This is a genomic window from Stenotrophomonas sp. YJH_SMC_43 (assembly GCF_059372535.1).
The window spans coordinates 1,154,580-1,177,966 of record NZ_JCAFVQ010000001.1; the positions used below are offsets into that span (position 1 = coordinate 1,154,580).

Consider the following 23,387-nt stretch of genomic DNA (forward strand, 5'->3'; position numbering starts at 1 on the left):
CGCCGATCAGCGCTGCTGGCCACCGCGGTTGTTGCCGCCGCGTTGCTGCTGTTGCTGCCCGTCTCCCTGGTTACCACCGCCACGGCTGTTCTGGCCGCCTTCGCGGCCGATGTCAGCCATGTGCTGGCGGTCCTGGCTCACCGCTTCGCCACCCTTGCGGCCGGCTTCGCGTGCTTCTTCCGAGCTGAATTCATGGGCGTTGCCTGACTCGTGCGCGGCACGTCCACCCTTGGCGGCGATCTCGCGCTGCTTGTCCTCGTCCATCGAAGCGAAACCGCGGTTGCTGGTGCCCTGGTTCTGGTTCTGGTTGGCCATGGAAAGTCTCCTTGGGTTCAGCCGCCGCATTGGCGGCAGCGACCATCTTCCAGATCCGGCGCTAGACGGCGGTGGCACGACTGCCAACGTCGCGTCATCCCGAAGGCGCTGATTCCTCATCCGGCCTCCACGAACATTCGTGCGTGCGCAAAGTGGCAGGCACACGTTCAGCGGCCCAACCGCGCGTCAACGCGATGCGGAAGGTACACGCCACAGTTCGACGCAGCCTCCACACCGGTCTCACCGCGCGTACGATCGGTGTGGCTAAGGTAGAGCGGTCTGCAACAACCGGTGGTGCCATGCCCTTTAGAGCGATTGCCTATGTAAGTGAAGCCTCCCGCAACCTGACGGAACAGCGGCTGCAGGAACTTGTGGCAGAGGCGGTGCAGTTCAATGAGTCCGCCGATGTCACCGGCACATTGCTGTTCGACGGCTCGCGCTTCCTGCAGTATCTGGAGGGCCCGGAGGCCGGGATCAATGCGGCTTACGCGCGCATTCTCGCGGCCGGCAGCCACAGTGGGATCGTCGAACTGAACCGGGGCAGGGTGGGGCGCCGGCAGTTTCCGCACTGGCGGATGCGCAGCGTGCGGGTGGATGAGCTCGCGCTGGGGAAGATCGCCATATCCGACTGGACCGGCTTCGTGCGCAGCGCGTCGGCGCTGGAATCGGGCACCAGCGCCCTGGATCGACTACTGTCGGTTTCGCAATCGCAGACGGAAGCAGGCGCGGGCGGCATCATGGAACCAGACGGGCAGCTGGCACGATGATGTCGTCAGCCGCCCCGGTGGTGCCTGAGCTGCTACGCGTCGGCTGTGCAGGGTGGTCGCTGTCGCGGTCGGATCAGGAGGCGTTCGGCGCGGGCGACAGCGCGCTGCAGCGCTACGCCACACGCCTGCCGATGGTGGAGATCAACTCATCCTTCTATCGACCGCACCAGGCCAAGACCTATGCGCGATGGGCGGCGAGCGTGCCGGAGGGCTTCCGGTTCGCGGTGAAACTCCCGCGCGAGATCAGCCATGAGCGTCGGCTGCGTGATGCAATGCAACCGCTCGAGCGGTTCCTTGAAGGCGTGCTGGAACTGGGTGGAAAGCTCGGTCCGTTGCTGCTGCAGTTGCCGCCCAGCCTGGTGTACGACACGGACACGGCCGAAGCCTTCCTGCGGGGCCTGCGCGCGCGCACGCAGGCCGAAGTAGCGTGCGAGCCGCGCCATCCGAGTTGGTTTACGGCGGACGTGGATGCGCTGCTGAGCGCGCATGGCGTTGCACGGGTAGCCGCAGATCCGGCACGTGTGCCGGCGGCAGCGGTTCCCGGCGGTGATCGTGCGTGGAGCTACTGGCGCTGGCACGGCCAGCCGCAGATCTATCGCAGTGCGTACAGCGAACAGGCCCTGGCGGAACTGGCGCAAGGGCTGCGGCGCGAAGCTGATGCGCAACGGCCGGCCTGGTTCGTACTGGACAATACAGCACTGGGCCATGCCACCGGCAACGCACTGCGCCTGCAGGCGCTGCTGCAGGAGAACGCCCATGCCTGAGGGTCCTTCCATCGTACTGCTGCGCGAAGCAGCGAGCCATTTCAAGGGGCACGTGGTCCGCACCGTCTCCGGGAACAGCCGCATCGACCTGTCGCCGCTGCAGGGCCGAAGGGTCAAGGCGGTCCGCAGTTGGGGCAAGCACTTCCTGCTGGAATTCAGCCATCACACGCTGCGCATCCACCTGATGATGTTCGGCAGCTGGCGCATCGACGAGCGGAAGCCAGCCCCGGCGCGGGTATCGCTGGTGTTCGACAACGGTGAGCTGAACTTCTATGCGTGTTCCGTGCGCCTGATCGACCAGCCTCTGGACGACATCTACGATTGGCGGGCGGACGTGATGAACGATGCCTGGGATCCGAAGCTGGCCAGGCGCAAGCTGAAAACCATGCCGGACGTCCTTGCCTGCGATGCGCTTCTGGACCAGACGGTCTTCGCCGGCGTCGGCAACATCATCAAGAACGAGGTGCTGTTCCGGATAGGCGTGCATCCCGCCACCCGATTGGGCGACCTGCCGCCACGCAGGCTTACCGCGCTGATCGAGCAGGCCCGCGCCTACAGCTTCGATTTCCTGGAATGGAAGCGCTGCCTTGAGCTGAAGAAGCATTGGCAGGTGCACACGAAGAAGGTCTGTCCCGTGTGCGGTGGCCCGATCAGCAAGCTCTACATGGGGACCACGCGGCGACGCACGTTCTTCTGCCCCAATGATCAAGTGCTGTACGGGCCCTGAGGCTGCCGTCCGTGGCAGCCGGGTTCCGGGGCGCGTCGATCAGGCGGCCTGCGCTGCCTTGGCGTTGCCGCCGTCCTTGGCCAGCAGGGTGAGCTTTTCGTCGGTGGCTTTCTCTTCCTCAAGCGTCTCGAGCAGCAACGGCAGGGCGTCCTTGTAGCCCAGTTGCTTGGCCAGCGCGGCGATGGTGCCGTAGGACGCAATCTCGTAATGCTCGACCTTCTGTGCGCCACCGATCAGGGCGGCATCGCGCACAGGGCCCTTGTCGATGCTGTCGATCACTTCCTTGCCTTCCTCCACCAGGCCCTCCATCGCCGCGCACTTGATGCGCTTCAGGCGAATGCCCAGGATCTCCACAACCTGGTCGATGCGCTCGATCTGGCCCTGGGTTTCTTCCAGGTGCGTTTCAAACGCCGTGGCCAGGTCCGGGTTCTCGGCCGCACGGGCCAGGCGCGGGAGGGCCTTGGTCAGCTGCTTCTCGGCGCTGTAGATGTCTGAGAGTTCGTGGATGAACAGGTCTTCCGCCGTCTTGATAGCCATACTGGGCTCCGCAGTGAGTGGAGCGATCAGCGTAGGGTCTGCCCGGTTGCGATCAGGCAGGTGCCAGGTGAAGGCGGCATGTGAAGGTCCACGCGAACCGTGCGCGTGCCCTTCACGATGCGGGATCCGCCACTGCGGGTTGGCGCCGGTGCCGCCAAGCCTTCGCCATGGCTTCACAATGGCATCGCCTGGTGCCCATGCACCGGCCGGTACGGTCACTTCACGCCCGATCACGCGTGGAGACTCCCATGAGCGACGACAAGAAGAACACCGGACGCCCGGACCGGGATCGCATCAACGTCAACGAAGATTACGAGCTGCAGTACTGGACCACGGCGCTGGGCGTGTCCGCCGAGGAACTTCGTGCCGCTGTGGCGGCGGTCGGCCCCACAGCCGTTGCTGTCCGCAAGCATCTGGGAAAATAGCGCGGAGTTGCCCATGTCCCTGGTCGAGTACCGCCGCAAGCGCAGTTTTGACAAGACCAAGGAGCCCGAGCCGGGCAAGGCGCTACCGAAAGGGCAACGCGCCATTTTCGTGGTGCAGCTGCACCACGCCAGCCGCAGGCACTACGACTTCCGCCTGCAGGTGGGTGACGCGCTGAAGAGCTGGGCCGTGCCCAAGGGGCCCAGTTACGACCCGAAGGTCAAGCGCATGGCGGTGGAGGTGGAAGATCATCCTGTCGACTATGCGACCTTCGAAGGCGAAATCCCCAAAGGCCAGTACGGCGGCGGCCATGTCGCCCAGTTCGACCACGGTGTGTGGGCTACGCAGGGCGACCCGGAAGCCCAGCTCGCCAAGGGCCATCTACGATTCGAGCTGTTCGGCGCCAAGCTCAAGGGTGGATGGCATCTGGTCCGTTCAGGCAAGCCAGCGCGCCAGCCACAGTGGCTGCTGTTCAAGGACGACGATGAATTTGCGAGCGACATCGAGGCAGACGATCTGCTGGCGGATGTTGCTGTAGCGCCCCCGGTGGACCTGAAGCGTGCCGGGGCCGGAAAGACCGCGAAGAAGAAACTCACGGTCGTACCCGCCACACGCGCCCGACGAAAGAACTGGGCGAAGAAGGCCCTGGCGCTCAGCAAGGCAAGAAAGGCCGCAGCGCCGTCCGGGCCGTTTGAGCCACAGTTGGCCAAGCTGGGCGAAGCGCCGCCCCAGGGCGGGCAGTGGGTGCATGAGATCAAATGGGATGGGTACCGCATCCTTGCTACGGTGGCTGAGGGCAACGTGCAGCTATGGTCGCGGAACGCACTGGAATGGACCGGCAAGCTCCCTGAAATACGTGACGCGATCACAGCACTGGGCCTCACCTCGGCGGCACTGGACGGTGAGCTCATCGCCGGCGCCGGCACCAGGGAGGACTTCAACCTGCTGCAGGCCACGCTCTCCGGCGAGCGGCAGGGCGTCCTGACGTATGCATTGTTCGATCTGCTGCACCTTGATGGCGTGGACGTCGCCGATGCGCCCTTGCTGGAACGCAAGGCCCTGCTGCAATCCGTGCTGGAAGGGCAGGGCAGGCCATTGGCGTTCAGTTCGCATGTACAGGGGGATGGCGACGAGGCCTATCGCCTGGCCGGTGAGCAGCACTTCGAAGGCATCATTTCCAAGCGCGCCGAGCGCAGCTACCACAGTGGCCGCAGTGAGGATTGGCGCAAGACCAAACAGCTGGCCAGCGACGAGTTTGCGGTGGTCGGATACACCACACCGAAAGGCAGCCGCACCGGGTTCGGCTCGCTGCTGCTGGCGCGGCCAGACCCGAAACATGGCTGGCTCTACGTCGGCCGCGTCGGATCCGGGTTCTCGGACGAACTGATCGGCGAAGTCAGCAAGCGCATCGAAGGCGGCGGCAGCCGCAAGCCGACGGCGTACGTGCCCACCCAGGACACCGACCTGCGCGCCGCGACCTGGTTCCCACCGCGTTTCGTGGTGGAGGTCTTCTATCGCGGGATTGGCGGGCAGAAGCTGTTGCGCCAGGCGTCACTGAAGGCGGTAAGGGCGGACAAGGACATCGCCGATCTCGCAGATTCCGATCGCGCCGGGCCGGTCACGATCTCTGGTGGGAAGTCCGCAACGGCGCGTCCTGCGCGCGATGCGAAAACGTCACCCGCTACCGACCGCACACCGCCCGCGCTGTCGTCTCCCGGCAAGATCCTGTTTCCTGGCGATGGCTACACCAAGCAGGAGGTATGGGACTACTACGCGGCAGTGATGGAGCATCTCCTGCCCGAGGTGGTTGATCGTCCGCTGTCGATCATCCGATGTCCCAGTGGCACCGCAAAACCCTGCTTCTTCCAGAAACACCATACAGCCGGGCTGGAGTTGGTCGACGCAGTAAAGCTCAAGGAAGAAAGCGGTATAAACGCCCATTACCTGGTGGTGCGGGACGCAGCCAGCCTGCTTGAACTGGTGCAGTTCAACGCGTTGGAGTTCCACCCCTGGGGCAGCCACGCCGAAGCGCCCGACAAGGCCGACCGCGTGGTGTTCGACCTGGATCCAGGACCGGACGTACCCTTTGCCGAGGTCAAGAAAGCGGCAACCGACATCCGGAAACTGCTGGCGCAGCTGGAGCTGGAATCGTTCCTGCGTGTATCCGGTGGCAAGGGCCTGCACGTGGTCGTGCCGCTCAATCCGGGATGCGACTGGGACCTGACCAGGCGCTTTGCGAAGGGTTTCGCCGATGCGCTGGCGCAATCCGAGCCCCAGCGATTCCTGGCAACGGCCACCAAAAGCCTCCGCAACAAGCGGATCTTCGTGGACTATCTGCGCAATGGGCGCGGTGCGACGGCGGTTGCGTCCTACTCGCTGCGGGCCAGGCCGGGGGCACCGGTAGCACTGCCGATCGCCTGGGGCGATCTGACGAAACTCAAGCGCGCAGACGCGTTCACGATCAAGGACGTGCCAGCAAAGCTGAAACGGCAGCGCAAAGACCCTTGGGCCGGTATCGGGAAAGTGAAACAGAATCTTGCGCGATGGGCGCAGGCAGACCCGTAGCCCGCGCCTACGCTTCGGGCGCCTGCACGCTACCGGGCAATACATGATCGCATTCGACCAGCCGCGCGTTGCTGACCGTCTGGCGCGACGGACAAGCACCGCACACCAGCGTCGTTCCACCGGGTACCGCCCCCAACGCGTCCCCCGACAACTGCGTAATCCCGCCGCAGGTGTTGCAGCGCACGCGAATGGACCTGACGCGCTCAATACCCTGCACGCCGGAAGCGGCGTCCAGCTCCAGAACATGGAAAAGGCCGGTATTGGGCATGGGGTGCTCCCGAGTCATCTGCCCCAAGCGTAAACGATCCATGGCATTGGGCGGGGAGGCGTCCTGCATGCCGTTTGTCGGCTGGGTCTCAACTGATTCACAAAATGCACAGGATGGGAACAACTGCGGGGCGCAGGTGGCCTATCCTAGCGGAACGGAATCTGGGGGGATTCACTACAGGAGCAGTCAATGCCGATCAGGGCAGTCGCATACGTCAGCGAAGCGGGCCCAGCCGTTGCCGGTGACCCGTTGGGCCTGCGCAGCGGGAAGCTGGACGATCTGGTCGATGATGCCGCCCGCTTCAACCGAAATGCCGGCGTTACCGGAGTTCTGCTGTTCGATGGCGCCCGCTTCCTGCAGTACATGGAGGGACCCGAGGACGGCTTGAGCGTGGCGTACTCGCGAGTGGTGGGTGCTTCCAGCCACGCAGGTCTCATCGAGTTGCAGCGGGGCAGGGTGGGCAACCGGCGACTCCCGTTCTGGCCGATGCGTTGGCTGCCGACGCAACCCGAGCAGTTGAAAATTCTTGCCTGCGCGGACTGGTCGGGGTTCGCCCAGCACAGCGGTGACGAAGCGCCAACCGAGACGGCGATGGATGTCCTGGCCAGGTTGGTGGAACCCTATGCCGTGGCGGCGTGATCCACCGGCCTAGCGACCTCCATGGCGCTCGGCCCACGGAATTTCGCCGCTACACACATGGAGGTGCCCGGTGCGCATCACGCAATACAGCCGCGCCTCCGGCTCCGCGCTGGCAGCGATATAGTCCAGTGCCTCGGCGAGCATGCGGATGAACTGCGGCTCGGGGTAGAGCGCTGCCCAGGTCGGCAGCAATTCCTCCAGTTGCGCGATCATCAGATCCAAGTGCGTGCTCACTGCCTGATCCTCCTTCCAGGTACGTTAGCGACCACGCTGCAAGCAAGGAGTTGCGGTTCGCAGAGGCGACACAGGCGTGTTGCCCACGCAACGCTCACCTGGCCTTGACCATGGCGTTGATCGTGGCAGCGCGTGAGCATCATCTGCACGACCACGCCACCGTCGTTTCACCCGGCAAGGCGTATCAGAGAGGCCTCCCAGCTGAAGCTGCAAGGATCTCTTTCATGTCCGAACCGTTCCCGCGCGCCAGCTTATGGTCAGCTGACACCGAGTCGCACAGCTTCCGCCCCCTTGCCGGCACGACGCGCGCGGACGTGCTGGTGGTGGGCGCCGGCATGACCGGCCTGCTGACAGCGGCCCGCCTGGCCGATAGCGGCCTGGATGTGCTGGTGGTTGATGCGGGGCCCATCGGCGGGCGCAATACGGTGATGTCCACCGGCAATCTTTACGCGCCCGTCTCCCGGCTGGCCGATCTGATCTCCCGTTGGGGCGGCGACACGGCCAGCCGTGTCGTGCAGTGGCGGCAGCAGGCGCTGCGGTCCATCGAAACACTGGTTCATCGCTACCATCTGCGCTGTGGCTTCCAACGCGTGGGCATGCAGTACGGCGTGCAGGAGCGAACCCGCGAGGTCACCGCGCAGTTCGAGCGTGAGCTGCAGGCCTATCAGCGCGTCGGCCTGCAGTGCGAACACCGGCAGTCCGGACTGCCGTTCGCATTGGGCCACGCCTTCCGCGTTCCCGATCAGGCGCAGTTGGATCCTGCGGCGTTCTGCAGGCAACTGGCACGTCATCTGGCAGGTCGCGTGCGCATCCACGACTGGACCCGGATCAACCGCATCGAGGCATCCGCCGGCGTTGCGACAGCCGATGGCGCCCGCATACAGGCCAGGCAGTTCGTGCTGGCTACGCATTCGCCCGCAGGCTTCAACCTGGTGCAGGCCGAGATGGAGGTGTACCGCGAGTACGGGGTGGCGGTGCCGGTTGCCAACCCACCTGCGGCAGGCATTCACTGGATCGCCGACCGGCACCGCTCATTGCGCGGGGTGCACGGCGCTGATGGCCGCGACTGGCTTGTGCTGGTTGGCGAAACACACCGCACCGGCGAAACGCCAGCGGTGGATCCGGCCCAGCATCTGCTAGCCGACGCGCGCCGCAACTTCAACGTGCAGCGCGAGCCGCTGTGCTGGTCGGCGCAGCAATTCCGGCCCGCCGACCAGCTGCCCTACATCGGCAGCAGCGCCCACGATAATGTGTGGGTCGCTACCGGCTATGGGCCGGACGGTTTGACCTGGGCGGGCGTGGCCGCGTGCGCGATCACCGAGGGAATCATGGGCACGACCAGCGAGATCGAGCAGTTGCTCAGCCCCATGCGCTTCACCCCGGTGCGCTCGGCGGCCGGCTGGGCCCGCACCAACGCCACGGTGGCGCGGCACATGGTGGGAGATCGCCTTGCCACGGCGCCGTCGCACTCACCCAGTGAGCTCGCCCGTGGTTGCGGCGCACTGCTGGACGTGGACGGAAAGCGCACTGCGGTCTACCGCGACGAGGGCGGGCGCCTGCACATGATGTCGGCGCTCTGCCCGCACCTGAAGTGCGTTGTCCAATGGAATGGCCATGAGCGCACCTGGGACTGCCCCTGCCACGGCAGCCGCTTTTCCGCCACCGGAGCGCTGCTGGAAGGCCCTGCCAGACAGGGCCTCACACCAGAACAGCTGTAGGCGCAGGCATCCACCTCAGGCTTCGGCGGCTGCATCCGCATCGCAGGGCATGCAGCGCTCCTTCTTGGACTTGATGTCTGCAGCGGTCTTCGCCAGTGCCTCGTAACGCTGGCGTATCTCTTCAAGATGGGCCGGCTCCATCGACTCCAGGTTCAACAACTCCTGGTTGGCGTCCTTGCTCACCCGGATCAGTTCATCCAGCTTGATGTGCAGCGCAGCGGTATCAGCGTTCTGCGTATGCTGGATCAGGAACACCATCAGGAAGGTCACGATGGTGGTTCCTGTATTCACCACCAGCTGCCACGTGTCATTGAAGTGGAAGGCCGGCCCGCTGGCAGCCCAGGTGATGATCACCCCCAGCGCTGCGACGAATGCCCCCAGGCTGCCAGACAATCGCGCCGTCGCCGCCGCGACACGGGCGAAACCGCGCCGGATCACTGGTCACCTCCCGCGGCCTCCTCATCCGTGTGGCGGTCCGGCAGTTTAACCCGCTCCCCGAGGCGCTTGGCCTGCTCGTCCGGCGTGGGCGCAGCGACGAAGGGGGAGATCGGGTCACTGGCGGGGAAGGTTTCCTGCAGCGCTTCGTCATGATTGCGGCGGTTGTGCAGCGTCGCCTGCAGCGGACTGACAGGATCGGGGCGCTGCGCCTCCGTGTCCGGATGGGGAAGGTCTTTCTGGTCGCGTTGCATGGTGCATCTCCAGGTTGATCACCACCTCGCAGGTGGCGGGCCCAGCATAGGAATGCACTGTGAGCGGCCTCATCAAGGGCGGGGCAACGTGGCGTCAATCCTTCAGGCAACGCGCGTTAACAATCAGCGCGGCGGCGCGGTCTGCGTCGGCCATGGCGTTCTGATGCGGCACGTGGTTGCGCACCCCCTCACGCCATTCACCCCGCAACAGCGAGAATGGCCTACCGGGCGCACCATGCGCGAGCCGCCCACCGATTGCAGGAATGCTGAGATGTCCAACACCCCCTATGGTGAGTCGTCATGTGCTGCCGCAGCCAGCGGCTGCATCGAAGTCCGTGGTGCGCGCGAGCACAACCTGAAGAATGTCGATGTCTCCATTCCGCGCAATGCACTGGTGGTGTTCTCCGGCGTGTCGGGATCCGGCAAGTCCTCGTTGGCCTTCGGCACGGTTTTCGCCGAGGCGCAGCGGCGCTACTTCGAATCCGTCGCACCCTATGCGCGCCGCCTGATCGACCAGGCGGGCGTGCCCGATGTGGATGCCATCGACGGGCTGCCCCCGGCGGTCGCCCTGCAGCAGCAGCGCGGCGCCAGCAATGCGCGCTCCTCGGTGGGCAGCGTGACCACGCTGTCCAGCCTGGTGCGCATGATGTTTTCGCGGGCGGGAGCCTACCCGGCCCACCAGCCCATGCTGTACGCCGAAGACTTCTCGCCCAACACCCCACAGGGCGCCTGCAGCACCTGCCATGGCCTGGGGTATGTCTACGAAGTGACTGAAGCACTGATGGTTCCGGACCCGTCGCTGAGCATCCGCGAGCGCGCCATCGCGTCCTGGCCACCGGCATGGCATGGCCAGAACCTGCGCGACATCCTGGTCACGTTGGGCTACGACATCGATGTGCCGTGGAAGAAACTGCCGAAGAAGGACCGTGAGTGGATCCTGTTCACCGAGGAGACGCCCACCGTGCCGGTCTATGCCGGCTTCACGCCGGCCGAGACCCGTACCGCACTCAAGCGCAAGCAGGAGCCCAGCTACATGGGCACCTATACCGGCGCGCGCCGTTACGTGCTGCACACCTTTGCCAACACCCAGAGCGCCTTGATGCGCAAGCGTGTTTCGCGCTACATGGAAGGCAAGCTGTGCCCCGCCTGCCACGGAAAGCGCCTGAAGCCGGAGGCGCTTTCGGTCACCTTTGCCGGTGTGGATATCGGCGAGTTCATGCGGCTGCCATTGGACCAGCTGGCGGCGTTGCTCGAGCCCATCGCGCGGGGCGACTTCAGTGCACACAGCCACGGCGCGCGTTCCAGCAGGCGTGCAACGCCCCGCGATCGCGCCAAGCGGGCAGCAAGTGGCCGCGCGACCCACGAAGGCGCACCCGACGTGCGCCTGACCTCAGCCTTGTCTGAGGAAAAGCGCCTGGCGGCACAACGCCTGGCGGGCGGGGTCATGGCGCGTGTACGGCAACTGCGCGAGCTCGGCCTGGGCTATCTATCACTTGATCGCGCCACGCCCACGCTGTCGGCCGGCGAACTGCAGCGCCTGCGGCTGGCCACGCAGCTCAGCTCGTTGCTGTTTGGCGTGCTGTACGTGCTCGACGAACCCTCGGCCGGCCTGCATCCGGCCGACAGCCAGGCGCTGTACGACGCACTGGACCGGCTGCGCGACGGCGGTAACTCGGTGTTCGTTGTTGAACATGATCTGGAGCTGATGCGCCGCGCGCAGTGGCTGGTCGATGTGGGCCCGCAGGCAGGGGAGCATGGCGGACGCGTTCTCTACAGTGGCGAGCCCGATGGCCTGCGCGACGTTCAGGATTCGCGCACGGCGCAGTACCTGTTCGACCAGGTGCCTGCGCCCGCCAGCCGGCAGCGCAGTGTCATCCGCTGGCTGGAGCTGAAGGGTATCCATCGCCATAACCTGCAGGGGGTGGACGCGCAGGTGCCGCTGGGGCTTCTGACCGCAGTGACCGGCATTTCCGGGTCGGGCAAGTCCAGCCTGATGGCGCAGGCGCTGCCCGAGCTGATGCTGCTGCACCTGGGGCATGAGCCGGTGGACGACAGCGCCGACAGCGCACCCACGGACGGACCGACCGTGATCGAAGCCACGCGGGGCCAGCTGGCCGGCGACGTGGACGCCATCCAGCGCGTGGTGCAGGTAGACCAGAAGCCCATCGGCCGCACGCCACGATCCAATCTGGCCACCTACACCGGCCTGTTCGATCACGTGCGCAAGCTCTTCGCCGCGACACCCGACGCGCGTCGCCGTCGTTTCGATGCGGGGCGCTTCTCGTTCAACGTGGCCAAGGGCCGGTGCGAGACCTGCGAAGGCGAGGGTTTCGTGAGTGTCGAACTGCTGTTCATGCCGAGCGTCTATGCGCCGTGCCCGACCTGCCATGGCGCCCGCTACAACGAAGCCACCCTGAAGGTGCTGTGGAATGGCCGCAGCATCGCCGAGGTCCTGCAGATGACGGTGGACCAGGCGCAGGCGTTCTTCGCCGAAGAAGACGCCATTGCCCGCCCGCTGCAGTTGCTGCAGGAAATCGGTCTGGGCTACCTGCGGCTGGGCCAGCCGGCCACCGAGCTTTCAGGCGGTGAGGCACAGCGCATCAAGCTGGCGACCGAGCTGCAGCGCAGCCAGCGCGGGCGCACGCTGTATGTGCTGGATGAGCCCACCACCGGCCTGCATGCATCGGACGCGGACAGGTTGCTGGCGCAGCTGCAACGGCTGGTTGAGGCTGGCAACACCGTGGTGATGATCGAGCACGATATGCGTTCTGTCGCACAGGCGGACTGGGTGATTGATGTCGGGCCAGGTGCAGGCGGCGCGGGTGGCACCATCGTGGCGAAGGGCACGCCGCAACAGGTGGCCCGCGCCAAGGGAAGCAGGACGGCGCCGTTCCTTGCGCGCGAGCTGGGGCAGGCCAGCTGACGCCATCTCATCTGGGGCTGGACGCATTCTGTTGTACTGTGGGAGTACTCGCAGCGCCCATCAGCGAGAGGATGGTCAGGTGAACGCTTCCATGCTCCCAAGAATCGTCGGCTTCGATGTCCCGTTGTTGCATGAGCGTGTAGACGCATCCACCGACGAGGCCATCACCGCGCTGCTGGATCTGGCGCCGGGCGCTCGCTGGACAGAGATGTTCCTCATCAAGTGCAGGGCCCTGGCGTCCCAGCTCCAGCTGGCGGATGTTCGCATTGAAGGCGCCAGGATCTACTTCTACGGATCCATCAGCGATTCTCGTGGACTTGCCGACGCGGTGATGTCCATTGTCCACGTACTGAATGATGAGTTGATGCGCGAGCGGAATCACGCAGCCAGCCGCGCCTAGGCGCAGCCAAGCAGGGACCAGCACCGATCGGCAATCTCCGCTGCGCCAGGATGGCCGCGCAGGCTCGATCGCTTCGCAAGCCTGCCCTGCAGATCGTCAATCCATGCCGACCGGGTGCCATGCGGATCTCTCACATAGATATCGCAGGCAAGCCGGATAACGGGCGCCACTTCATATCGGAAGCTCATCGCGGGCAGGGCGCCCAGGTTGAACGCGATTTTCCAGTGGGCCAGCTCGCGCTCGACGTCGACAACGTGCTTGCTTCTTCCATGGATCATGGCGTTACCCCTTTTCGAAACTCCACTGTACACGCTTGTTGCTGCGGGCCTGTTCATGACCCTTGTTCATATGGGACGCGTCCCCGTACGTTCCCGTAACGGCGACACGCCCACAGTCAATCGGCAGCAGACTTGCTGCGGCGGAGAATCGAAATGAACAGCGTCCCCGAACAGAACAGGAATGACCGCTCCAACGCGTCCGCTGAAGCAGAACAGCCTGCACAGCAGGGGCAGGTCGAGGGGAGCGAGCCTGGCGGGAAGGAGCCCGGCAAGCAAGGGCAGCAACAGCAGCAGGACAACAAGGATCGCGAGAGCCCGAAGCCAGCGGATGAAAAGAAGGGCGGTCTCGGCGGCGATACCCGCCGCTGAGGAACAGGAGGAGCCGCGCGCCGCGCGGCTGCTTCCGCAGCAGACAGGGAGCGTGCATGTCCGCACAAAGCCAGGCGATCAGCCTGATGACCAAGATCATGTACCAGTGTCGCCCGGAGAAAATCACAACAATGGCGCAATGCCGTTGCTGCCACGCGCCCAGCCCTGGCGGGATGGAGTGCGCACGGTGCCTGACCGGCAGGCTCGGCGATACGATTCACAATCGTGGTGCAGCGTTCGGCTGGCTGGAATCGTTCCGCAGGGTCCAGCAGGACGAAGCACACGTATTCGAATGCGCAAAGCGCACCGATGCGGCATCTCCCTAGGCGTCGCATCCGGACCTGACATCGCGCAGGCGTATGCTCGAGTCATTCAGGAGCAATGCGATGACTTTTCCGATCTGCATCTACGATAGAACGGGCACAGGGCTCCGGCTGCCTGCGGGATGGTGGATCGACCTTCAGTCCGATCTGCCTGCACTGGTGAAGGGTCCCACGCGCATCGACCTTCCGCGATCCTCAAAAGACGAGCATCCACGATTGGATCCTGAGGTTCTCAGGGATCTCTTCCGGCGCATTGGAGGCTCTCAGTGGTCAGGTTGAATCCAGCCCATTCCCTGGGAGTGCGCTGGCTGTTCTTTCGCCTTCGCAACGGGCAGTCCATCAGCCCCGCCAGGTTGATGTCTGTCTGGTCCGAGGCGGCAGAATCCAACGACTGCGCCGTGCGCCGCGAGATCATCGACGGCGCCGGCTACGTCTACGCCTTGTATGCGCCCAACAGCCTGCTTTCACCCAGGCGCGTGGAGCTGCGCATGAGAGCGCTGCTGGAGGAGGCCGGCTACGCCTTCACGATGGGCAGCCTGGCGGGCCGGCACCCGGGCGACGGTTGAGGCGCGTAGCTGGCGCTGCGTCCGCAAGCGCCCGGAACGCGCTCGTCATTCCGGAGTGTCTGGTTCCAGAGGTTCGTCAGGCTTTGGATCAAAGAGCGCCAGCATCCGTTCACGGCGGCATTGTTCGAGCCAGTGGTGCCATATCTCCACCTCGTCCATCAGCCCCGTGGCACCGCATGCGGGGCAAGTGAGCGTCGTGCCCAATGGGCTTGTCTGAATGCCGGCGTTCTCGCTCATTGACGAGCGCAGGCCGCAACTCTTGCAGGTAGATCGCAACTGATCAAGGCGAACGATTGCGCCATTGCGCGCAAGAAGGGGCTGGATCGCGTGGATCCGGAAGGCATTGGGAGGATGCATGGCCGTGTCGTCTAAGGCTGGACACGGGAGCAAAGGATTCTGCGCCGGAGAAGAGCCGTGAGGGCGCAGTGTCCTCCGTTGGAGGTTAACCCTTCATCAAAGTGCGGAACGCGCTCCATCGTTGGCCTGAAATCCCACGGCCGCAATCGTGCGCTGACGTGGCAGCCGGCGCTCATCCGGCGCCGGCCCTGTTTCTGGGCAGGAAGGGCTCCGCCATCACAACGGAGCCCCGGCCACTCACTTTTCCTGCAGGAACGTCAGCAGATCCTGGTTGACCTTGTCCTTGTGGGTGTCGGTCAGGCCATGCGGCGCACCCAGGTAGACGATCAACCTGGCGCCCTTGATGAGCTTTGCCGATTGGCGGCCTGAGATATCGATCGGCACGATCTGGTCGTCGTCACCGTGGATCACCAGCGTGGGCACATCGAACCTCTTCAGGTCCGCGCGGAAATCGGTGGCCGAGAACGCGGCGATCGAATCGTAGGTGTTCTTGTGGCCGCCCTGCATGCCCTGCGCCCACCACGCATCGATCAACCCCTGCGACACCTTCGCGCCCGGGCGGTTGAAGCCATAGAACGGGCCCGACGGAATGTCCTTGTACAGCTGCGCGCGGTTATCCATCTGCGCCTTGCGGATGCCATCGAACACTTCAATCGGCAGGCCGTTCGGGTTGTCGGCGGTCTTCAGCATGAACGGCGGTACCGAGCTGATCAGCACCGCCTTCTTCACTCGCCCGGTGCCATGCCGGCCGATGTAGCGCGCCACTTCGCCACCACCGGTGGAGAAGCCCACCAGGGTGACATCGTGCAGGTCCAGCGTATTGATCACCGTGGCCAGGTCATCGGCGTAGTGATCCATGTCATTGCCTTCCCACGGCTGGCTGGAACGCCCGTGGCCGCGACGGTCATGCGCGATGACACGGTAGCCATGATCGGCCAGGAAGATCATCTGGGATTCCCAGCTGTCCGAGTTCAACGGCCAGCCGTGGCTGAAGGTCACGACCGGGCCGTCCTTCGGGCCCCAGTCCTTGTAGTACAGCTGCACGCCATCGGCGGTGGTGATGTAGCTGGCGGTGCGCGCGATGCTGGTGACTGCCGCCGGCGTGGCCGGTTCGGCGGCCTGCGCGGACAGGCCGGCCTGGACCGAGAGGGCGAGGGCGGCGACGGCCAGGGTACGGGCGAAGGTGTTCATGCAGGAACTCTGATGGGTGGGTGGTGAGACGTACTTTGCGCCCGCGATCAGGCGCCAGGGATATGACAAGTCCGAATTTCTTGATAGATCGTCCTGAGTGCACGGATCCACAGTGGGGTCGACTGGATGATCATCCGAAGCTGCCCGACCTGGGCCTGCGCGCTACCGAACGAGCCAGAGGTGCTTGCAATGGTGGCATTGCAGCCGGTTCCGCATTGCTTCCCGGAACGCAACATGACGTCCCCCTTCACGGCGCTACCGCACCTGCGGCGTACTGCCTAGGCTGATCCCACACGGCACCTGCCGTGTTCCGGGCCCATTGCCCGCGCAGTGGCCCGTCTTCCCATGAACTCCGCAGCGCTGGCCTGCCAGGCAACCGTGCCCTGGCAATGTCACTGCCTGCGCCATGGGCAGGCGCCCGGATTCGTTCGCGCCAGCCTTGCATTGTTGCCCGCCAAATGGCTCTTCGTGGAGATCCCTCATGTTCAGTATGGAAAACACCGCCGCGCCCATTGCCCCCGCCCTCGATGAACTGGTGCCCTCGCGCTACGCCCTGAAAGTGGGCGACGTCGAAGTGCTGGTGATCAGCGATGGCGTCCTGCCGTTGCCCACCCAGATGCTCGGCCACAACGTACCGGCGGCCGACCGTGCCGAATGGTTCGAAGAGATGTACCTGCCGCAGGATGCCTTCGACTGGGCATTGAACGTGATGGTGGTGCACAGCGGGGATCGCACCATTCTCATCGATGCCGGCCTGGGCATGGACCCGGACCTGCAGCTGCCGCGCGCCGGCCAGCTGATCCGTCGCCTTGGTGCTGCCGGTATCAACCTGGGCGAAATCACCGATGTGGTGATCACCCACATGCACATGGACCACGTCGGCGGGCTGCTGGTTGAAGGTGTGAAGGAACAGCTGCGCCCGGACCTGAAGATCCACGTGGCCGCAGCGGAGGTGGAGTTCTGGAAGTCGCCGGACTTCAGCCGCACCAACATGCCGCAGGGTTTCCCCGATGCGCTACGCGCCACGGCCAAGCACTTCTGGGCCGAGTACAGCAGCTATGTGCATACCTTCCAGAACGAACAGCAGATCGCGCCGGGCGTAACGGCCCGCCGTACCGGTGGGCATACCCCGGGCCACTGCGTAGTGCGCGTAGCGTCCGCGGGGCAGGCCCTGACCTTTGCCGGTGACGCCGTGTTCGCGGTCGGCTTCGACCAACCGAACTGGCACAACGGTTTTGAGCACGACCCGGAGGAATCCGCACGCGTACGCATCGCTCTGCTGAAGGAACTGGCCGGCACCGGCGAAATGCTGGTGGCCACGCATCTACCGTTCCCGTCAGTGGGCCGGGTGTCGCTGGAGGGCGAGACGTTCCGCTGGGTGCCGGTGTTCTGGGACTTCTGATCGGATCCTGCGGATACAGCGCAAGCAGGGGTTTTCGACGGGGCGCATCGGCGCCCCGCTCGAATCCCGCAAGGACGAGGCCGACAACGGACGCCATCCACACCTGGCGTGGAACTACTGGATGGCGGTAGGGCGAGCCAACCGCTGCAGCTTGTGCGGGTTGCGCTGCACCAGGATCTGCGTGATCCGCTCGCCATCGGTCTCGAAGGCCATCGCCGCCTCCAGCACGCCATCGAAATAGCGCAGCAGTCCCAGCCGTCCGTTGAGCATGGCCGGCACCATCCGCAATTGCGCGCTGCGCCGCAGGTGCGGGGCATACAGCAGCTGGGCAATGCGTGCGCCGCCGAGCATCGGCCCGGGAAAGCTGGTGACGATACCGCCGCCGTCACCCACCAGCTCGGCCGATTCGGCCATCAACGCCTTCATCGTGCGGAAATCTCCACTGGATGCAGCCTCGGCGAAGCGGCGCAGCAGTTTCTGGTGCACGTCCTGCGGGACGTTGTAGCGCGGACGCTCCTGCCTGAGCTGCTGGCGTGCGCGATGCACGATCTGCCGGCAAGCGGCTTCCGTCTTGTCCAGTGTGCGCGCGACCACCGCATAATCCTGATCGAACACATCGTGCAGCAGGAAAGCCGCACGCGCATCCGGGGCCAACCGTTCCAGCACACTGAGGAAGGCGACCGACAGATCGCTGGCGGTTTCCAGCACGTACTCGGGCGTGGCGGCGTCATCGGTCAGCAGCGGCTCGGGCAACCACATGCCCACATAGTGTTCGCGCGCATGCCGTGCCAGGCGCAGGCCATCAATGGCGCGACGGGTGGTGGCCGCCACCAGCCAGGCTTCCGGATTCTCGATCTGTGACCGGTCGGCGCCATGCCAGCGCAGCCAGACATCCTGCACCACGTCTTCGGCTTCGTGCGAAGACCCAAGCATGCGGTAGGCCACGCCGAACAGGCGTGGGCGGAGGCGTGAGAACAGCGCAGTGGATTCGTCCATGCCAGCGTAGACGGGACAGGTCCCCGGATTGTGACACCCGGGAACCTGTCGTTGGTGCCAGCGCCGGACGTGCGATCAGTGCGGCGGCAGCACCGCCGGCTTGCCGATGTCCTTGATCAGGAACACCACGAACTTTGCCGGCTCGGTAGCGCTGGCGTTGCGGCCTACGGTGTGCAGATCGGCCGGGCCCTCATGGAAGGCCTCGCCCGGGCCAAGGGTGACTTCCTTGCCGCCGGCCACACCCATCACGATCCGTCCTTCCAGGACGTAGACGAAGCCATGGGCATCGTGGCGGTGGACAGGATCGGCGCCACCCGGCGGGTACTCCACGGTAAGGATCAGCGCTTCCTTGCCGTGCTGCTCCGGCAGGGCGCGGGTCATCACCTCGCGCACCAAGGGCTGGGGCGCAGGAGAGGGCGGGGTGGCGGCAGCGCCGCACAGTGGCAGCAGCGCAAACAGGACCAGAACAGAGCGACGCATGGCAGGTCTCCAAAGCGGTGGAGGAGGGCCGCAGCATGTGGCAGCGGCGGAAGGATCAGGCCAGGCCGGCCTTGTCCAGGCCAAAGGCCGTATCCAGGGTGCCGGGCGTGGTACGGAAGGCAACGTTGGCGCGGTTCCAGGCGTTGATCGCCATCACCGCGTGGGTGAGGTCGACAATTTCCTGATCGGACAGCTGGCCGCGCACGCGCGCGTACAGCTCGTCGGGCACCCCCTGCGCCGGCAGCTGGGTCAGTACTTCGGTCCAGGCCAGGCAGGCGCGCTCGCGCGGGCTGAACAGCGTTGATTCACGCCATGCCGCCAGGTGATGCAGGCGCAGCGGGCGCTCACCACGCAGGGTGGCCTCCTTCACGTGCATGTCCAGGCAGAAGCCACAGCCGTTGAGCTGCGATGCACGGATGTTGACCAGATCAATGATGGCCCCTTCGATTGAGGCGGTGTGGGCGGCATGCGAGTACAGGCCGAGCTTCTTGAACAGTTCGGGGGATTGCGCGGCGTAATCCAGGCGTGCGGTCATGGTGTGTTCCTGTAGCGTGTGAAGGGCACAGCGAGGCTAGGCCTGCATTCGCAATGCCGGTAGGCGGGGGCCGGGCCGCACGCTGTTGCATGAAAAACACCAATGTCCTGTCACAGCGGCCGATGCTCGGCCGTCTGCCGGGCATGGACACCTCATCGCACCTGCGCACCGCATCGCGCCCTGCCAGCGAACAGGTCTGGCAGGCCTTCCTCGCCGCATTGCGCGAACTGCCGCCCGACGCACGCGCGATCCTGCTGTTGCACGACGTGCTGGGCGCCGGATTCGAGGACATCGTGCCCCTGCTGGGGCTCGACCCTTCCACGTGCAGGCAACGGTTGGCGCTGGCGCGGAGCCACCTGCACGCACAACGTGCCCGCCTGGAGCCAGGCCACCCATGAATGCCGCAACGCCCCGCGCGGCCAGTGACGGCCACGATGCGCTCAATGCGTCCTTCTCCACCAGCTACGCCGGTGTGCTGGCCTTCATTGCAGTGGCGTCCGAGGGCAGTTTCGCGCGCGCGGCCGACCGCCTCGGCATCGGCCGCTCGGCCGTCAGCCGCAGCGTGCAGAAGCTGGAAAGCCAGCTGGGCGTGCGGTTGTTCCTGCGCACCACGCGCTCGACCACGCTCACCCGGGAAGGCGAGCTGTTCCTGGAGGGCTGCAGCCCGGGCGTGACCTGCATCCTGCAGGCGCTGGAGGAAATGCGCGACCTGCGCGAGGGCCCGCCGCGCGGGCACCTGCGCATCAGTGCCAGCCACGGCTTCGGCCGGCGGGTGATCGCCCCCTTGCTGGCCGCATTCCGCGCCGAGTACCCGCAGGTATCCGTGGAACTGCTGCTGGACGAGCAGGCCCCCGACCTGGCCGGTGACCGCATCGACGTGGCGTTTCGCGATGGCCTGCTGGAAGACAGCCAGGTGATCGCCAAGCAGCTGGTGCCGATGCAGCTGGTCGTATGTGCATCACCGGCGTACGTGCAGGCGCACGGCCTACCCGCGTCGGTGGATGCGCTGTCCACGCATGACTGCATCGGGCGGCGCCTGCCGGGCGGACGCATGCAGCCCTGGGAATTCCGTGTCGACGGTGCCGAAGTACACCTTCAGCCGCCGGCCGCACTGGTGTTCAACGATGCCGACCTGGCCCTGCAGGCCGTCATCGACGGGCTGGGCATCGCCCAGCTGCCCAGCTATCAGGTGCGTGAAGCGCTGTGGGCGGGCAGGGTGGTGACCTGCCTGGATCGGCATGCGCCGCTCGATCGCGGCCACTACCTGTGCTACCTCAGCCGCCGCCAGCTGCCCAAGCGCGTGCGGGCCTTCATCGACTTCAGCACGCAGCGGGTACGCGCGCTCGAACTGGATGTGATCTCGCACTGGGAAGCACGCCAGCAGGCCACCCCTCTGAAGCCAGGCGCACAGCCTGCCTGGGCCTGAGCGTACTGGTGCGTGCCGGGCAACAGTGCGCGGCCGGTCACGGACCTACTGCCTCGCGCCCGCGCCACCTACGATGCCTGCGCCCGGCCACACCCGGCAGCCCCTCTACATACCAGGAGACACGCAATGAAGTTCCTCGTCGTCGGTGGTACCGGCCGCATCGGCAGCAAGGTGGTGGAGCGCCTGCGCGTAGCCGGGCATGAGGTCGTGGTGGCAGCGCCCTCGACCGGGGTGGATGTGCTGACCGGTGAAGGTCTGGATGCCGCCATGGACGGCGTCGACGTGGTGGTGGACCTGGCCAACTCGCCCTCGTTCGAAGATGCGGCAGTGCTTTCGTTCTTCGTGACCGCTGGCCACAACATACTTGCGGCCGCTATCCGTGCCGGCGTACATCACCACGTTGCGCTTTCCGTCGTAGGCACCGACATGCTGGCAGCCAGTGGCTATTTCCGCGGCAAGATCGCCCAGGAGCGGCTGATCCGCGACTCGGGCCTGCCGTACACCATCATCCATTCCACGCAGTTCTTCGAGTTCTTGCCGGGCATCATCCAGTCCGCCGGCGATGGGGAGACCCTGCGGCTGCCGGCCGCCGACGTGCAGCCGATTGCCGCCGAGGATGTTGCCGAAGCGGTGGCACGCATCGCGCAGCAGCCGCCGGCCAATGGCGTGCTGGAAATCGCCGGGCCGCAGCGTAGCGCGATGGCGGATCTGGCCAGGCAGTATCTGCAAATGACGGGTGATTCCCGGCAGGTCGTTGCGGATGCCCAGGCGCTGTACTTCGGCGCGCCGCTGCAGATCGACACGCTGGTGCCGGTCGGACACGCGTGGCTGGGGCAGGTCGATTTCGACGCCTGGCTGCAGCAGTCCGGCCTGTTGCAGCGGCAGCCTGCCTGAGCGGCGAATCGATCGCCTGCCGCAGCTGCGCTTGATGGAGCCGCGCAATGACCGAGCTGAAGCCTCCTTCGCCCGCCATGCTGGACCGTTACCAGGGCGACGACGTGAAGCCGCTGTACACCGGCCGCGTGCGGGTGAGCGGTGGCCAGGCCCAGCACGGGCGGGCGTCCGGCGTCGTGCGGTCGGACGACGGTGCACTGGCGGTGGACCTGCGCCTGCCGCCGGAACTCGGCGGGCCTGGCGGCGGCGCCAATCCCGAGCAGCTGCTGGCCGCAAGCTACGCTGGCTGCTTCCACGGTGCCATGGTGCTGGTGGCCGCGCGTGCCGGCCTGCTGCTGCACAACCCCAGCATCGAAGTGGCGGTCACCTTCGCCCGTGATCCGGCAGATGGGCTGTACCTGCTGTCGGCCGAGATCGTGGTACATCTTCCCGGCATGGATGAGAACCTGGCCTGCGAACTCGTTCGCAACACCGAACGCGTCTGCCCATACGCCAAGATGTTCCATCGCGGCGTCAGCCATGTGGTGCATGTTCGGGTCGGCCCGCAGGCTCCGCCTCTGTAGAATCGAGCCATGCTCGACTCCGGGAAGGTCCTGGCCCTGACGATTACACGGCTAGGCCGTATTCCGCCACAACCCAGCTCGGCTACGATGGTGGCGCCGGCAACCTGGCCGGTGGGGCAGGGGATGCAATGGACATGCAGGCAGGGGGCGGATTCGATCCGCCGGCAAAGACCGATTCGCAGGAACTGACATTCCACTGGCTCTACCAGCGGGTGCAGGGACTGGTTGAGCACAGCATCTACCCCAAGGCGGGCAGGGTGGAGACGTGGGCGTTTCGCATCGGCGTGGGTGCGGCGATCATCGGCATTCTCATGGGTCAGCTTCCGGATCGATGGTTGCCTCTTGGGGTAGTGCTCCAGGTGGTTGTTGCCTGCTTGGCAATCGAAGTAGGAGGGTTCATTGTCGGTGGCGTACTGGCCGCCCGCAGGGGCATTCGCCAGTTCAGACAGCCGCGGCTCTCGCACGCCCGGGAGATGGATGAAGACTTCGCTCACTGGCAAGCGGTGGTGACCGAGCTTCGCGGATTTCCGCGCGTCCAGCGCGAGCGGCGACTCAAGTTCGTCAGCACCTTGCGCACAAACATGATTGAGCGCATGGGCATGATGTATGGCGGCCTGCAGCGGCTGGGACCATTCCCGCTGTTGATTGCCCTCTACCTGCAGTTCCGCGGATGGAAATGGGGCGACTGGGCGGGCGCTTTCAATGTTGGCCCGCTGGGTGCACTACTGATCTTCGCCATGGTGCTGCTGTACCTGCTGGGCTGGATGCTGATCGGCCTTCGCACCAGGCTTGATACCTACGTTGCCTTGTTGGAGGGCTCCATCCACGAACCCGAGCCCTCCCAGCCAACGCCTTTGTAGCGTCGGGCCATCATGTTCCTCATGCTGAGGGACAAACAGGACTGTGAGTCATCCAGTGAGGCATACGCATGGCTCAAGAGTGCCGCGCTGTGGCTGGATGCAGACGATTTCTTCGGGCTTGCTGCATCATGTTGGTACATTTCGCCGACTTCACAGGTCTGTGCCCCGCAGAGGGGCA

The 23,387-nt window shown here is 65.3% G+C and carries 30 protein-coding genes; 18 read left to right on the forward strand and 12 right to left on the reverse strand.

Annotation, left to right across the window (positions count from 1 at the left end):
* Positions 1-6: 6 nt before the first annotated feature.
* Entirely contained in the window at positions 7-315 is a 309-nt protein-coding gene (locus AC5QAH_RS05350) for a KGG domain-containing protein (protein ID WP_043395808.1), read from the reverse strand.
* A gap of 299 nt (positions 316-614) precedes the next feature.
* Between AC5QAH_RS05350 and AC5QAH_RS05355 the strand changes: the two genes are divergently transcribed.
* From AC5QAH_RS05355 to AC5QAH_RS05365, 3 genes are read left to right on the forward strand one after another with little or no spacing between them, the layout of a single operon-like run.
* Positions 615-1,082: a BLUF domain-containing protein gene (locus tag AC5QAH_RS05355; protein ID WP_043395806.1), complete on the forward strand. Its 468-nt coding sequence runs from the start codon at positions 615-617 to the stop codon at positions 1,080-1,082.
* Positions 1,079-1,846, forward strand: a complete 768-nt coding sequence (locus AC5QAH_RS05360; RefSeq protein WP_495232159.1) for a DUF72 domain-containing protein — start codon at positions 1,079-1,081, stop codon at positions 1,844-1,846. Before AC5QAH_RS05355 ends, AC5QAH_RS05360 begins: the two co-directional genes overlap by 4 nt.
* Positions 1,839-2,573, forward strand: a complete 735-nt coding sequence (locus tag AC5QAH_RS05365) for a DNA-formamidopyrimidine glycosylase family protein (RefSeq protein ID WP_043395799.1) — start codon at positions 1,839-1,841, stop codon at positions 2,571-2,573. Before AC5QAH_RS05360 ends, AC5QAH_RS05365 begins: the two co-directional genes overlap by 8 nt.
* Before the next feature lie 39 nt (positions 2,574-2,612).
* Here the strand turns inward: AC5QAH_RS05365 and AC5QAH_RS05370 are convergent, their stop codons facing one another.
* A complete protein-coding gene (locus AC5QAH_RS05370) occupies positions 2,613-3,110 on the reverse strand; it encodes a YciE/YciF ferroxidase family protein (protein WP_021202421.1) in 498 nt (165 codons plus the stop codon).
* 248 nt (positions 3,111-3,358) lie between these two features.
* On the opposite strand from AC5QAH_RS05370, the gene AC5QAH_RS05375 reads away from it, so the two are divergent.
* Both AC5QAH_RS05375 and ligD read left to right on the forward strand, forming a co-directional pair.
* A complete protein-coding gene (locus AC5QAH_RS05375) occupies positions 3,359-3,535 on the forward strand; it encodes a DUF3606 domain-containing protein (RefSeq protein ID WP_019336566.1) in 177 nt (58 codons plus the stop codon).
* A gap of 13 nt (positions 3,536-3,548) precedes the next feature.
* Positions 3,549-6,098, forward strand: a complete 2,550-nt coding sequence (gene ligD, locus AC5QAH_RS05380) for a DNA ligase D (RefSeq protein ID WP_049455231.1) — start codon at positions 3,549-3,551, stop codon at positions 6,096-6,098.
* A gap of 7 nt (positions 6,099-6,105) precedes the next feature.
* Here ligD and AC5QAH_RS05385 read toward each other — a convergent pair whose 3' ends face one another.
* Positions 6,106-6,366, reverse strand: coding sequence for a hypothetical protein (locus AC5QAH_RS05385; RefSeq protein ID WP_227199396.1), 261 nt, complete (start codon positions 6,364-6,366; stop codon positions 6,106-6,108).
* A 189-nt stretch (positions 6,367-6,555) separates the two neighbouring features.
* Here AC5QAH_RS05385 and AC5QAH_RS05390 point away from each other — a divergent pair, with 189 nt between their 5' ends.
* A complete protein-coding gene (locus tag AC5QAH_RS05390; RefSeq protein WP_043395790.1) occupies positions 6,556-7,005 on the forward strand; it encodes a BLUF domain-containing protein in 450 nt (149 codons plus the stop codon).
* 9 nt (positions 7,006-7,014) lie between these two features.
* On the opposite strand, the gene AC5QAH_RS05395 is transcribed toward AC5QAH_RS05390, so the two are convergent.
* On the reverse strand, positions 7,015-7,239 hold the full coding sequence (locus AC5QAH_RS05395) for a hypothetical protein (RefSeq protein WP_049455232.1): 225 nt from the start codon (positions 7,237-7,239) through the stop codon (positions 7,015-7,017).
* A gap of 224 nt (positions 7,240-7,463) precedes the next feature.
* On the opposite strand from AC5QAH_RS05395, the gene AC5QAH_RS05400 reads away from it, so the two are divergent.
* Complete coding sequence (locus AC5QAH_RS05400; RefSeq protein ID WP_049455233.1) at positions 7,464-8,957, forward strand: FAD-dependent oxidoreductase; 1,494 nt, start codon at positions 7,464-7,466, stop codon at positions 8,955-8,957.
* A 15-nt stretch (positions 8,958-8,972) separates the two neighbouring features.
* Here AC5QAH_RS05400 and AC5QAH_RS05405 read toward each other — a convergent pair whose 3' ends face one another.
* Entirely contained in the window at positions 8,973-9,395 is a 423-nt protein-coding gene (locus AC5QAH_RS05405) for a low affinity iron permease family protein (protein WP_019336571.1), read from the reverse strand.
* On the reverse strand, positions 9,392-9,646 hold the full coding sequence (locus tag AC5QAH_RS05410; protein ID WP_043395782.1) for a hypothetical protein: 255 nt from the start codon (positions 9,644-9,646) through the stop codon (positions 9,392-9,394). Before AC5QAH_RS05410 ends, AC5QAH_RS05405 begins: the two co-directional genes overlap by 4 nt.
* Positions 9,647-9,917: 271 nt before the next feature.
* On the opposite strand from AC5QAH_RS05410, the gene AC5QAH_RS05415 reads away from it, so the two are divergent.
* Together AC5QAH_RS05415 and AC5QAH_RS05420 are read left to right on the forward strand one after the other, a co-directional pair.
* Positions 9,918-12,569 carry an excinuclease ABC subunit UvrA gene (locus AC5QAH_RS05415; protein ID WP_049455234.1) on the forward strand — a complete coding sequence of 884 codons (2,652 nt, stop codon included), beginning with the start codon at positions 9,918-9,920 and terminating at the stop codon, positions 12,567-12,569.
* 79 nt (positions 12,570-12,648) lie between these two features.
* Positions 12,649-12,969, forward strand: coding sequence for a hypothetical protein (locus AC5QAH_RS05420; protein ID WP_019336574.1), 321 nt, complete (start codon positions 12,649-12,651; stop codon positions 12,967-12,969).
* Here AC5QAH_RS05420 and AC5QAH_RS05425 read toward each other — a convergent pair.
* Positions 12,966-13,247: a hypothetical protein gene (locus AC5QAH_RS05425; RefSeq protein ID WP_010485730.1), complete on the reverse strand. Its 282-nt coding sequence runs from the start codon at positions 13,245-13,247 to the stop codon at positions 12,966-12,968. The two genes, AC5QAH_RS05420 and AC5QAH_RS05425, sit on opposite strands and share 4 nt — an antisense overlap.
* A 153-nt stretch (positions 13,248-13,400) precedes the next feature.
* Here AC5QAH_RS05425 and AC5QAH_RS05430 point away from each other — a divergent pair, with 153 nt between their 5' ends.
* The 3 genes from AC5QAH_RS05430 to AC5QAH_RS05440 all read left to right on the forward strand — a co-directional run bounded on the left by AC5QAH_RS05430 (position 13,401) and on the right by AC5QAH_RS05440 (position 14,505).
* On the forward strand, positions 13,401-13,616 hold the full coding sequence (locus tag AC5QAH_RS05430) for a hypothetical protein (RefSeq protein WP_049455235.1): 216 nt from the start codon (positions 13,401-13,403) through the stop codon (positions 13,614-13,616).
* Between the two features lie 56 nt (positions 13,617-13,672).
* Positions 13,673-13,942, forward strand: a complete 270-nt coding sequence (locus tag AC5QAH_RS05435) for a hypothetical protein (protein WP_100051410.1) — start codon at positions 13,673-13,675, stop codon at positions 13,940-13,942.
* A 263-nt stretch (positions 13,943-14,205) separates the two neighbouring features.
* On the forward strand, positions 14,206-14,505 hold the full coding sequence (locus AC5QAH_RS05440; RefSeq protein ID WP_049455236.1) for a hypothetical protein: 300 nt from the start codon (positions 14,206-14,208) through the stop codon (positions 14,503-14,505).
* Positions 14,506-14,550: 45 nt separating this feature from the next.
* Here AC5QAH_RS05440 and AC5QAH_RS05445 read toward each other — a convergent pair whose 3' ends face one another.
* Together AC5QAH_RS05445 and AC5QAH_RS05450 are read right to left on the reverse strand one after the other, a co-directional pair.
* Complete coding sequence (locus tag AC5QAH_RS05445; RefSeq protein ID WP_099560612.1) at positions 14,551-14,862, reverse strand: hypothetical protein; 312 nt, start codon at positions 14,860-14,862, stop codon at positions 14,551-14,553.
* Between the two features lie 237 nt (positions 14,863-15,099).
* A complete protein-coding gene (locus tag AC5QAH_RS05450) occupies positions 15,100-16,053 on the reverse strand; it encodes an alpha/beta fold hydrolase (protein WP_329762820.1) in 954 nt (317 codons plus the stop codon).
* Positions 16,054-16,534: 481 nt separating this feature from the next.
* Between AC5QAH_RS05450 and AC5QAH_RS05455 the strand changes: the two genes are divergently transcribed.
* The gene (locus AC5QAH_RS05455; protein ID WP_049455238.1) at positions 16,535-17,455 is read left to right on the forward strand and encodes an MBL fold metallo-hydrolase; all 921 of its coding nucleotides are present in this window, start codon (positions 16,535-16,537) and stop codon (positions 17,453-17,455) included.
* A gap of 114 nt (positions 17,456-17,569) precedes the next feature.
* Here AC5QAH_RS05455 and AC5QAH_RS05460 read toward each other — a convergent pair whose 3' ends face one another.
* The 3 genes from AC5QAH_RS05460 to AC5QAH_RS05470 form a co-directional block, all read right to left on the reverse strand.
* Positions 17,570-18,451, reverse strand: a complete 882-nt coding sequence (locus tag AC5QAH_RS05460) for an RNA polymerase sigma-70 factor (RefSeq protein ID WP_049455239.1) — start codon at positions 18,449-18,451, stop codon at positions 17,570-17,572.
* 75 nt (positions 18,452-18,526) lie between these two features.
* Complete coding sequence (locus AC5QAH_RS05465; RefSeq protein WP_049455240.1) at positions 18,527-18,931, reverse strand: cupin domain-containing protein; 405 nt, start codon at positions 18,929-18,931, stop codon at positions 18,527-18,529.
* Between the two features lie 55 nt (positions 18,932-18,986).
* Positions 18,987-19,466, reverse strand: a complete 480-nt coding sequence (locus AC5QAH_RS05470) for a carboxymuconolactone decarboxylase family protein (protein ID WP_049455241.1) — start codon at positions 19,464-19,466, stop codon at positions 18,987-18,989.
* Between the two features lie 89 nt (positions 19,467-19,555).
* Between AC5QAH_RS05470 and AC5QAH_RS05475 the strand changes: the two genes are divergently transcribed.
* The 5 genes from AC5QAH_RS05475 (at position 19,556) to AC5QAH_RS05495 (ending at position 23,209) form a co-directional block, all read left to right on the forward strand.
* Positions 19,556-19,864: a sigma factor-like helix-turn-helix DNA-binding protein gene (locus AC5QAH_RS05475; RefSeq protein WP_049455242.1), complete on the forward strand. Its 309-nt coding sequence runs from the start codon at positions 19,556-19,558 to the stop codon at positions 19,862-19,864.
* Positions 19,861-20,892, forward strand: a complete 1,032-nt coding sequence (locus AC5QAH_RS05480; RefSeq protein WP_262088726.1) for a LysR family transcriptional regulator — start codon at positions 19,861-19,863, stop codon at positions 20,890-20,892. The genes AC5QAH_RS05475 and AC5QAH_RS05480 overlap by 4 nt, the downstream gene beginning before the upstream one ends.
* Positions 20,893-21,018: 126 nt before the next feature.
* Positions 21,019-21,786: an SDR family oxidoreductase gene (locus tag AC5QAH_RS05485; RefSeq protein ID WP_049455244.1), complete on the forward strand. Its 768-nt coding sequence runs from the start codon at positions 21,019-21,021 to the stop codon at positions 21,784-21,786.
* Between the two features lie 47 nt (positions 21,787-21,833).
* Entirely contained in the window at positions 21,834-22,349 is a 516-nt protein-coding gene (locus AC5QAH_RS05490; RefSeq protein ID WP_012480266.1) for an OsmC family protein, read from the forward strand.
* A gap of 128 nt (positions 22,350-22,477) precedes the next feature.
* Positions 22,478-23,209 (forward strand): hypothetical protein, encoded by a 732-nt coding sequence (locus AC5QAH_RS05495; protein WP_329762817.1) that lies wholly within the window; start codon positions 22,478-22,480, stop codon positions 23,207-23,209.
* Positions 23,210-23,387: the final 178 nt, after the last annotated feature.

Coding starts and splice junctions, on each gene's coding strand:
- AC5QAH_RS05350 (WP_043395808.1), bottom strand. CDS start 315: ATGGCCAACCAGAACCAGAACCAGGGCACCAGCAACCGCGGTTTCGCT.
- AC5QAH_RS05355 (WP_043395806.1), top strand. CDS start 615: ATGCCCTTTAGAGCGATTGCCTATGTAAGTGAAGCCTCCCGCAACCTG.
- AC5QAH_RS05360 (WP_495232159.1), top strand. CDS start 1,079: ATGATGTCGTCAGCCGCCCCGGTGGTGCCTGAGCTGCTACGCGTCGGC.
- AC5QAH_RS05365 (WP_043395799.1), top strand. CDS start 1,839: ATGCCTGAGGGTCCTTCCATCGTACTGCTGCGCGAAGCAGCGAGCCAT.
- AC5QAH_RS05370 (WP_021202421.1), bottom strand. CDS start 3,110: ATGGCTATCAAGACGGCGGAAGACCTGTTCATCCACGAACTCTCAGAC.
- AC5QAH_RS05375 (WP_019336566.1), top strand. CDS start 3,359: ATGAGCGACGACAAGAAGAACACCGGACGCCCGGACCGGGATCGCATC.
- ligD (WP_049455231.1), top strand. CDS start 3,549: ATGTCCCTGGTCGAGTACCGCCGCAAGCGCAGTTTTGACAAGACCAAG.
- AC5QAH_RS05385 (WP_227199396.1), bottom strand. CDS start 6,366: ATGCCCAATACCGGCCTTTTCCATGTTCTGGAGCTGGACGCCGCTTCC.
- AC5QAH_RS05390 (WP_043395790.1), top strand. CDS start 6,556: ATGCCGATCAGGGCAGTCGCATACGTCAGCGAAGCGGGCCCAGCCGTT.
- AC5QAH_RS05400 (WP_049455233.1), top strand. CDS start 7,464: ATGTCCGAACCGTTCCCGCGCGCCAGCTTATGGTCAGCTGACACCGAG.
- AC5QAH_RS05410 (WP_043395782.1), bottom strand. CDS start 9,646: ATGCAACGCGACCAGAAAGACCTTCCCCATCCGGACACGGAGGCGCAG.
- AC5QAH_RS05415 (WP_049455234.1), top strand. CDS start 9,918: ATGTCCAACACCCCCTATGGTGAGTCGTCATGTGCTGCCGCAGCCAGC.
- AC5QAH_RS05425 (WP_010485730.1), bottom strand. CDS start 13,247: ATGATCCATGGAAGAAGCAAGCACGTTGTCGACGTCGAGCGCGAGCTG.
- AC5QAH_RS05430 (WP_049455235.1), top strand. CDS start 13,401: ATGAACAGCGTCCCCGAACAGAACAGGAATGACCGCTCCAACGCGTCC.
- AC5QAH_RS05435 (WP_100051410.1), top strand. CDS start 13,673: ATGTCCGCACAAAGCCAGGCGATCAGCCTGATGACCAAGATCATGTAC.
- AC5QAH_RS05445 (WP_099560612.1), bottom strand. CDS start 14,862: ATGCATCCTCCCAATGCCTTCCGGATCCACGCGATCCAGCCCCTTCTT.
- AC5QAH_RS05450 (WP_329762820.1), bottom strand. CDS start 16,053: ATGAACACCTTCGCCCGTACCCTGGCCGTCGCCGCCCTCGCCCTCTCG.
- AC5QAH_RS05455 (WP_049455238.1), top strand. CDS start 16,535: ATGTTCAGTATGGAAAACACCGCCGCGCCCATTGCCCCCGCCCTCGAT.
- AC5QAH_RS05460 (WP_049455239.1), bottom strand. CDS start 18,451: ATGGACGAATCCACTGCGCTGTTCTCACGCCTCCGCCCACGCCTGTTC.
- AC5QAH_RS05465 (WP_049455240.1), bottom strand. CDS start 18,931: ATGCGTCGCTCTGTTCTGGTCCTGTTTGCGCTGCTGCCACTGTGCGGC.
- AC5QAH_RS05470 (WP_049455241.1), bottom strand. CDS start 19,466: ATGACCGCACGCCTGGATTACGCCGCGCAATCCCCCGAACTGTTCAAG.
- AC5QAH_RS05475 (WP_049455242.1), top strand. CDS start 19,556: ATGAAAAACACCAATGTCCTGTCACAGCGGCCGATGCTCGGCCGTCTG.
- AC5QAH_RS05480 (WP_262088726.1), top strand. CDS start 19,861: ATGAATGCCGCAACGCCCCGCGCGGCCAGTGACGGCCACGATGCGCTC.
- AC5QAH_RS05485 (WP_049455244.1), top strand. CDS start 21,019: ATGAAGTTCCTCGTCGTCGGTGGTACCGGCCGCATCGGCAGCAAGGTG.
- AC5QAH_RS05490 (WP_012480266.1), top strand. CDS start 21,834: ATGACCGAGCTGAAGCCTCCTTCGCCCGCCATGCTGGACCGTTACCAG.
- AC5QAH_RS05495 (WP_329762817.1), top strand. CDS start 22,478: ATGGACATGCAGGCAGGGGGCGGATTCGATCCGCCGGCAAAGACCGAT.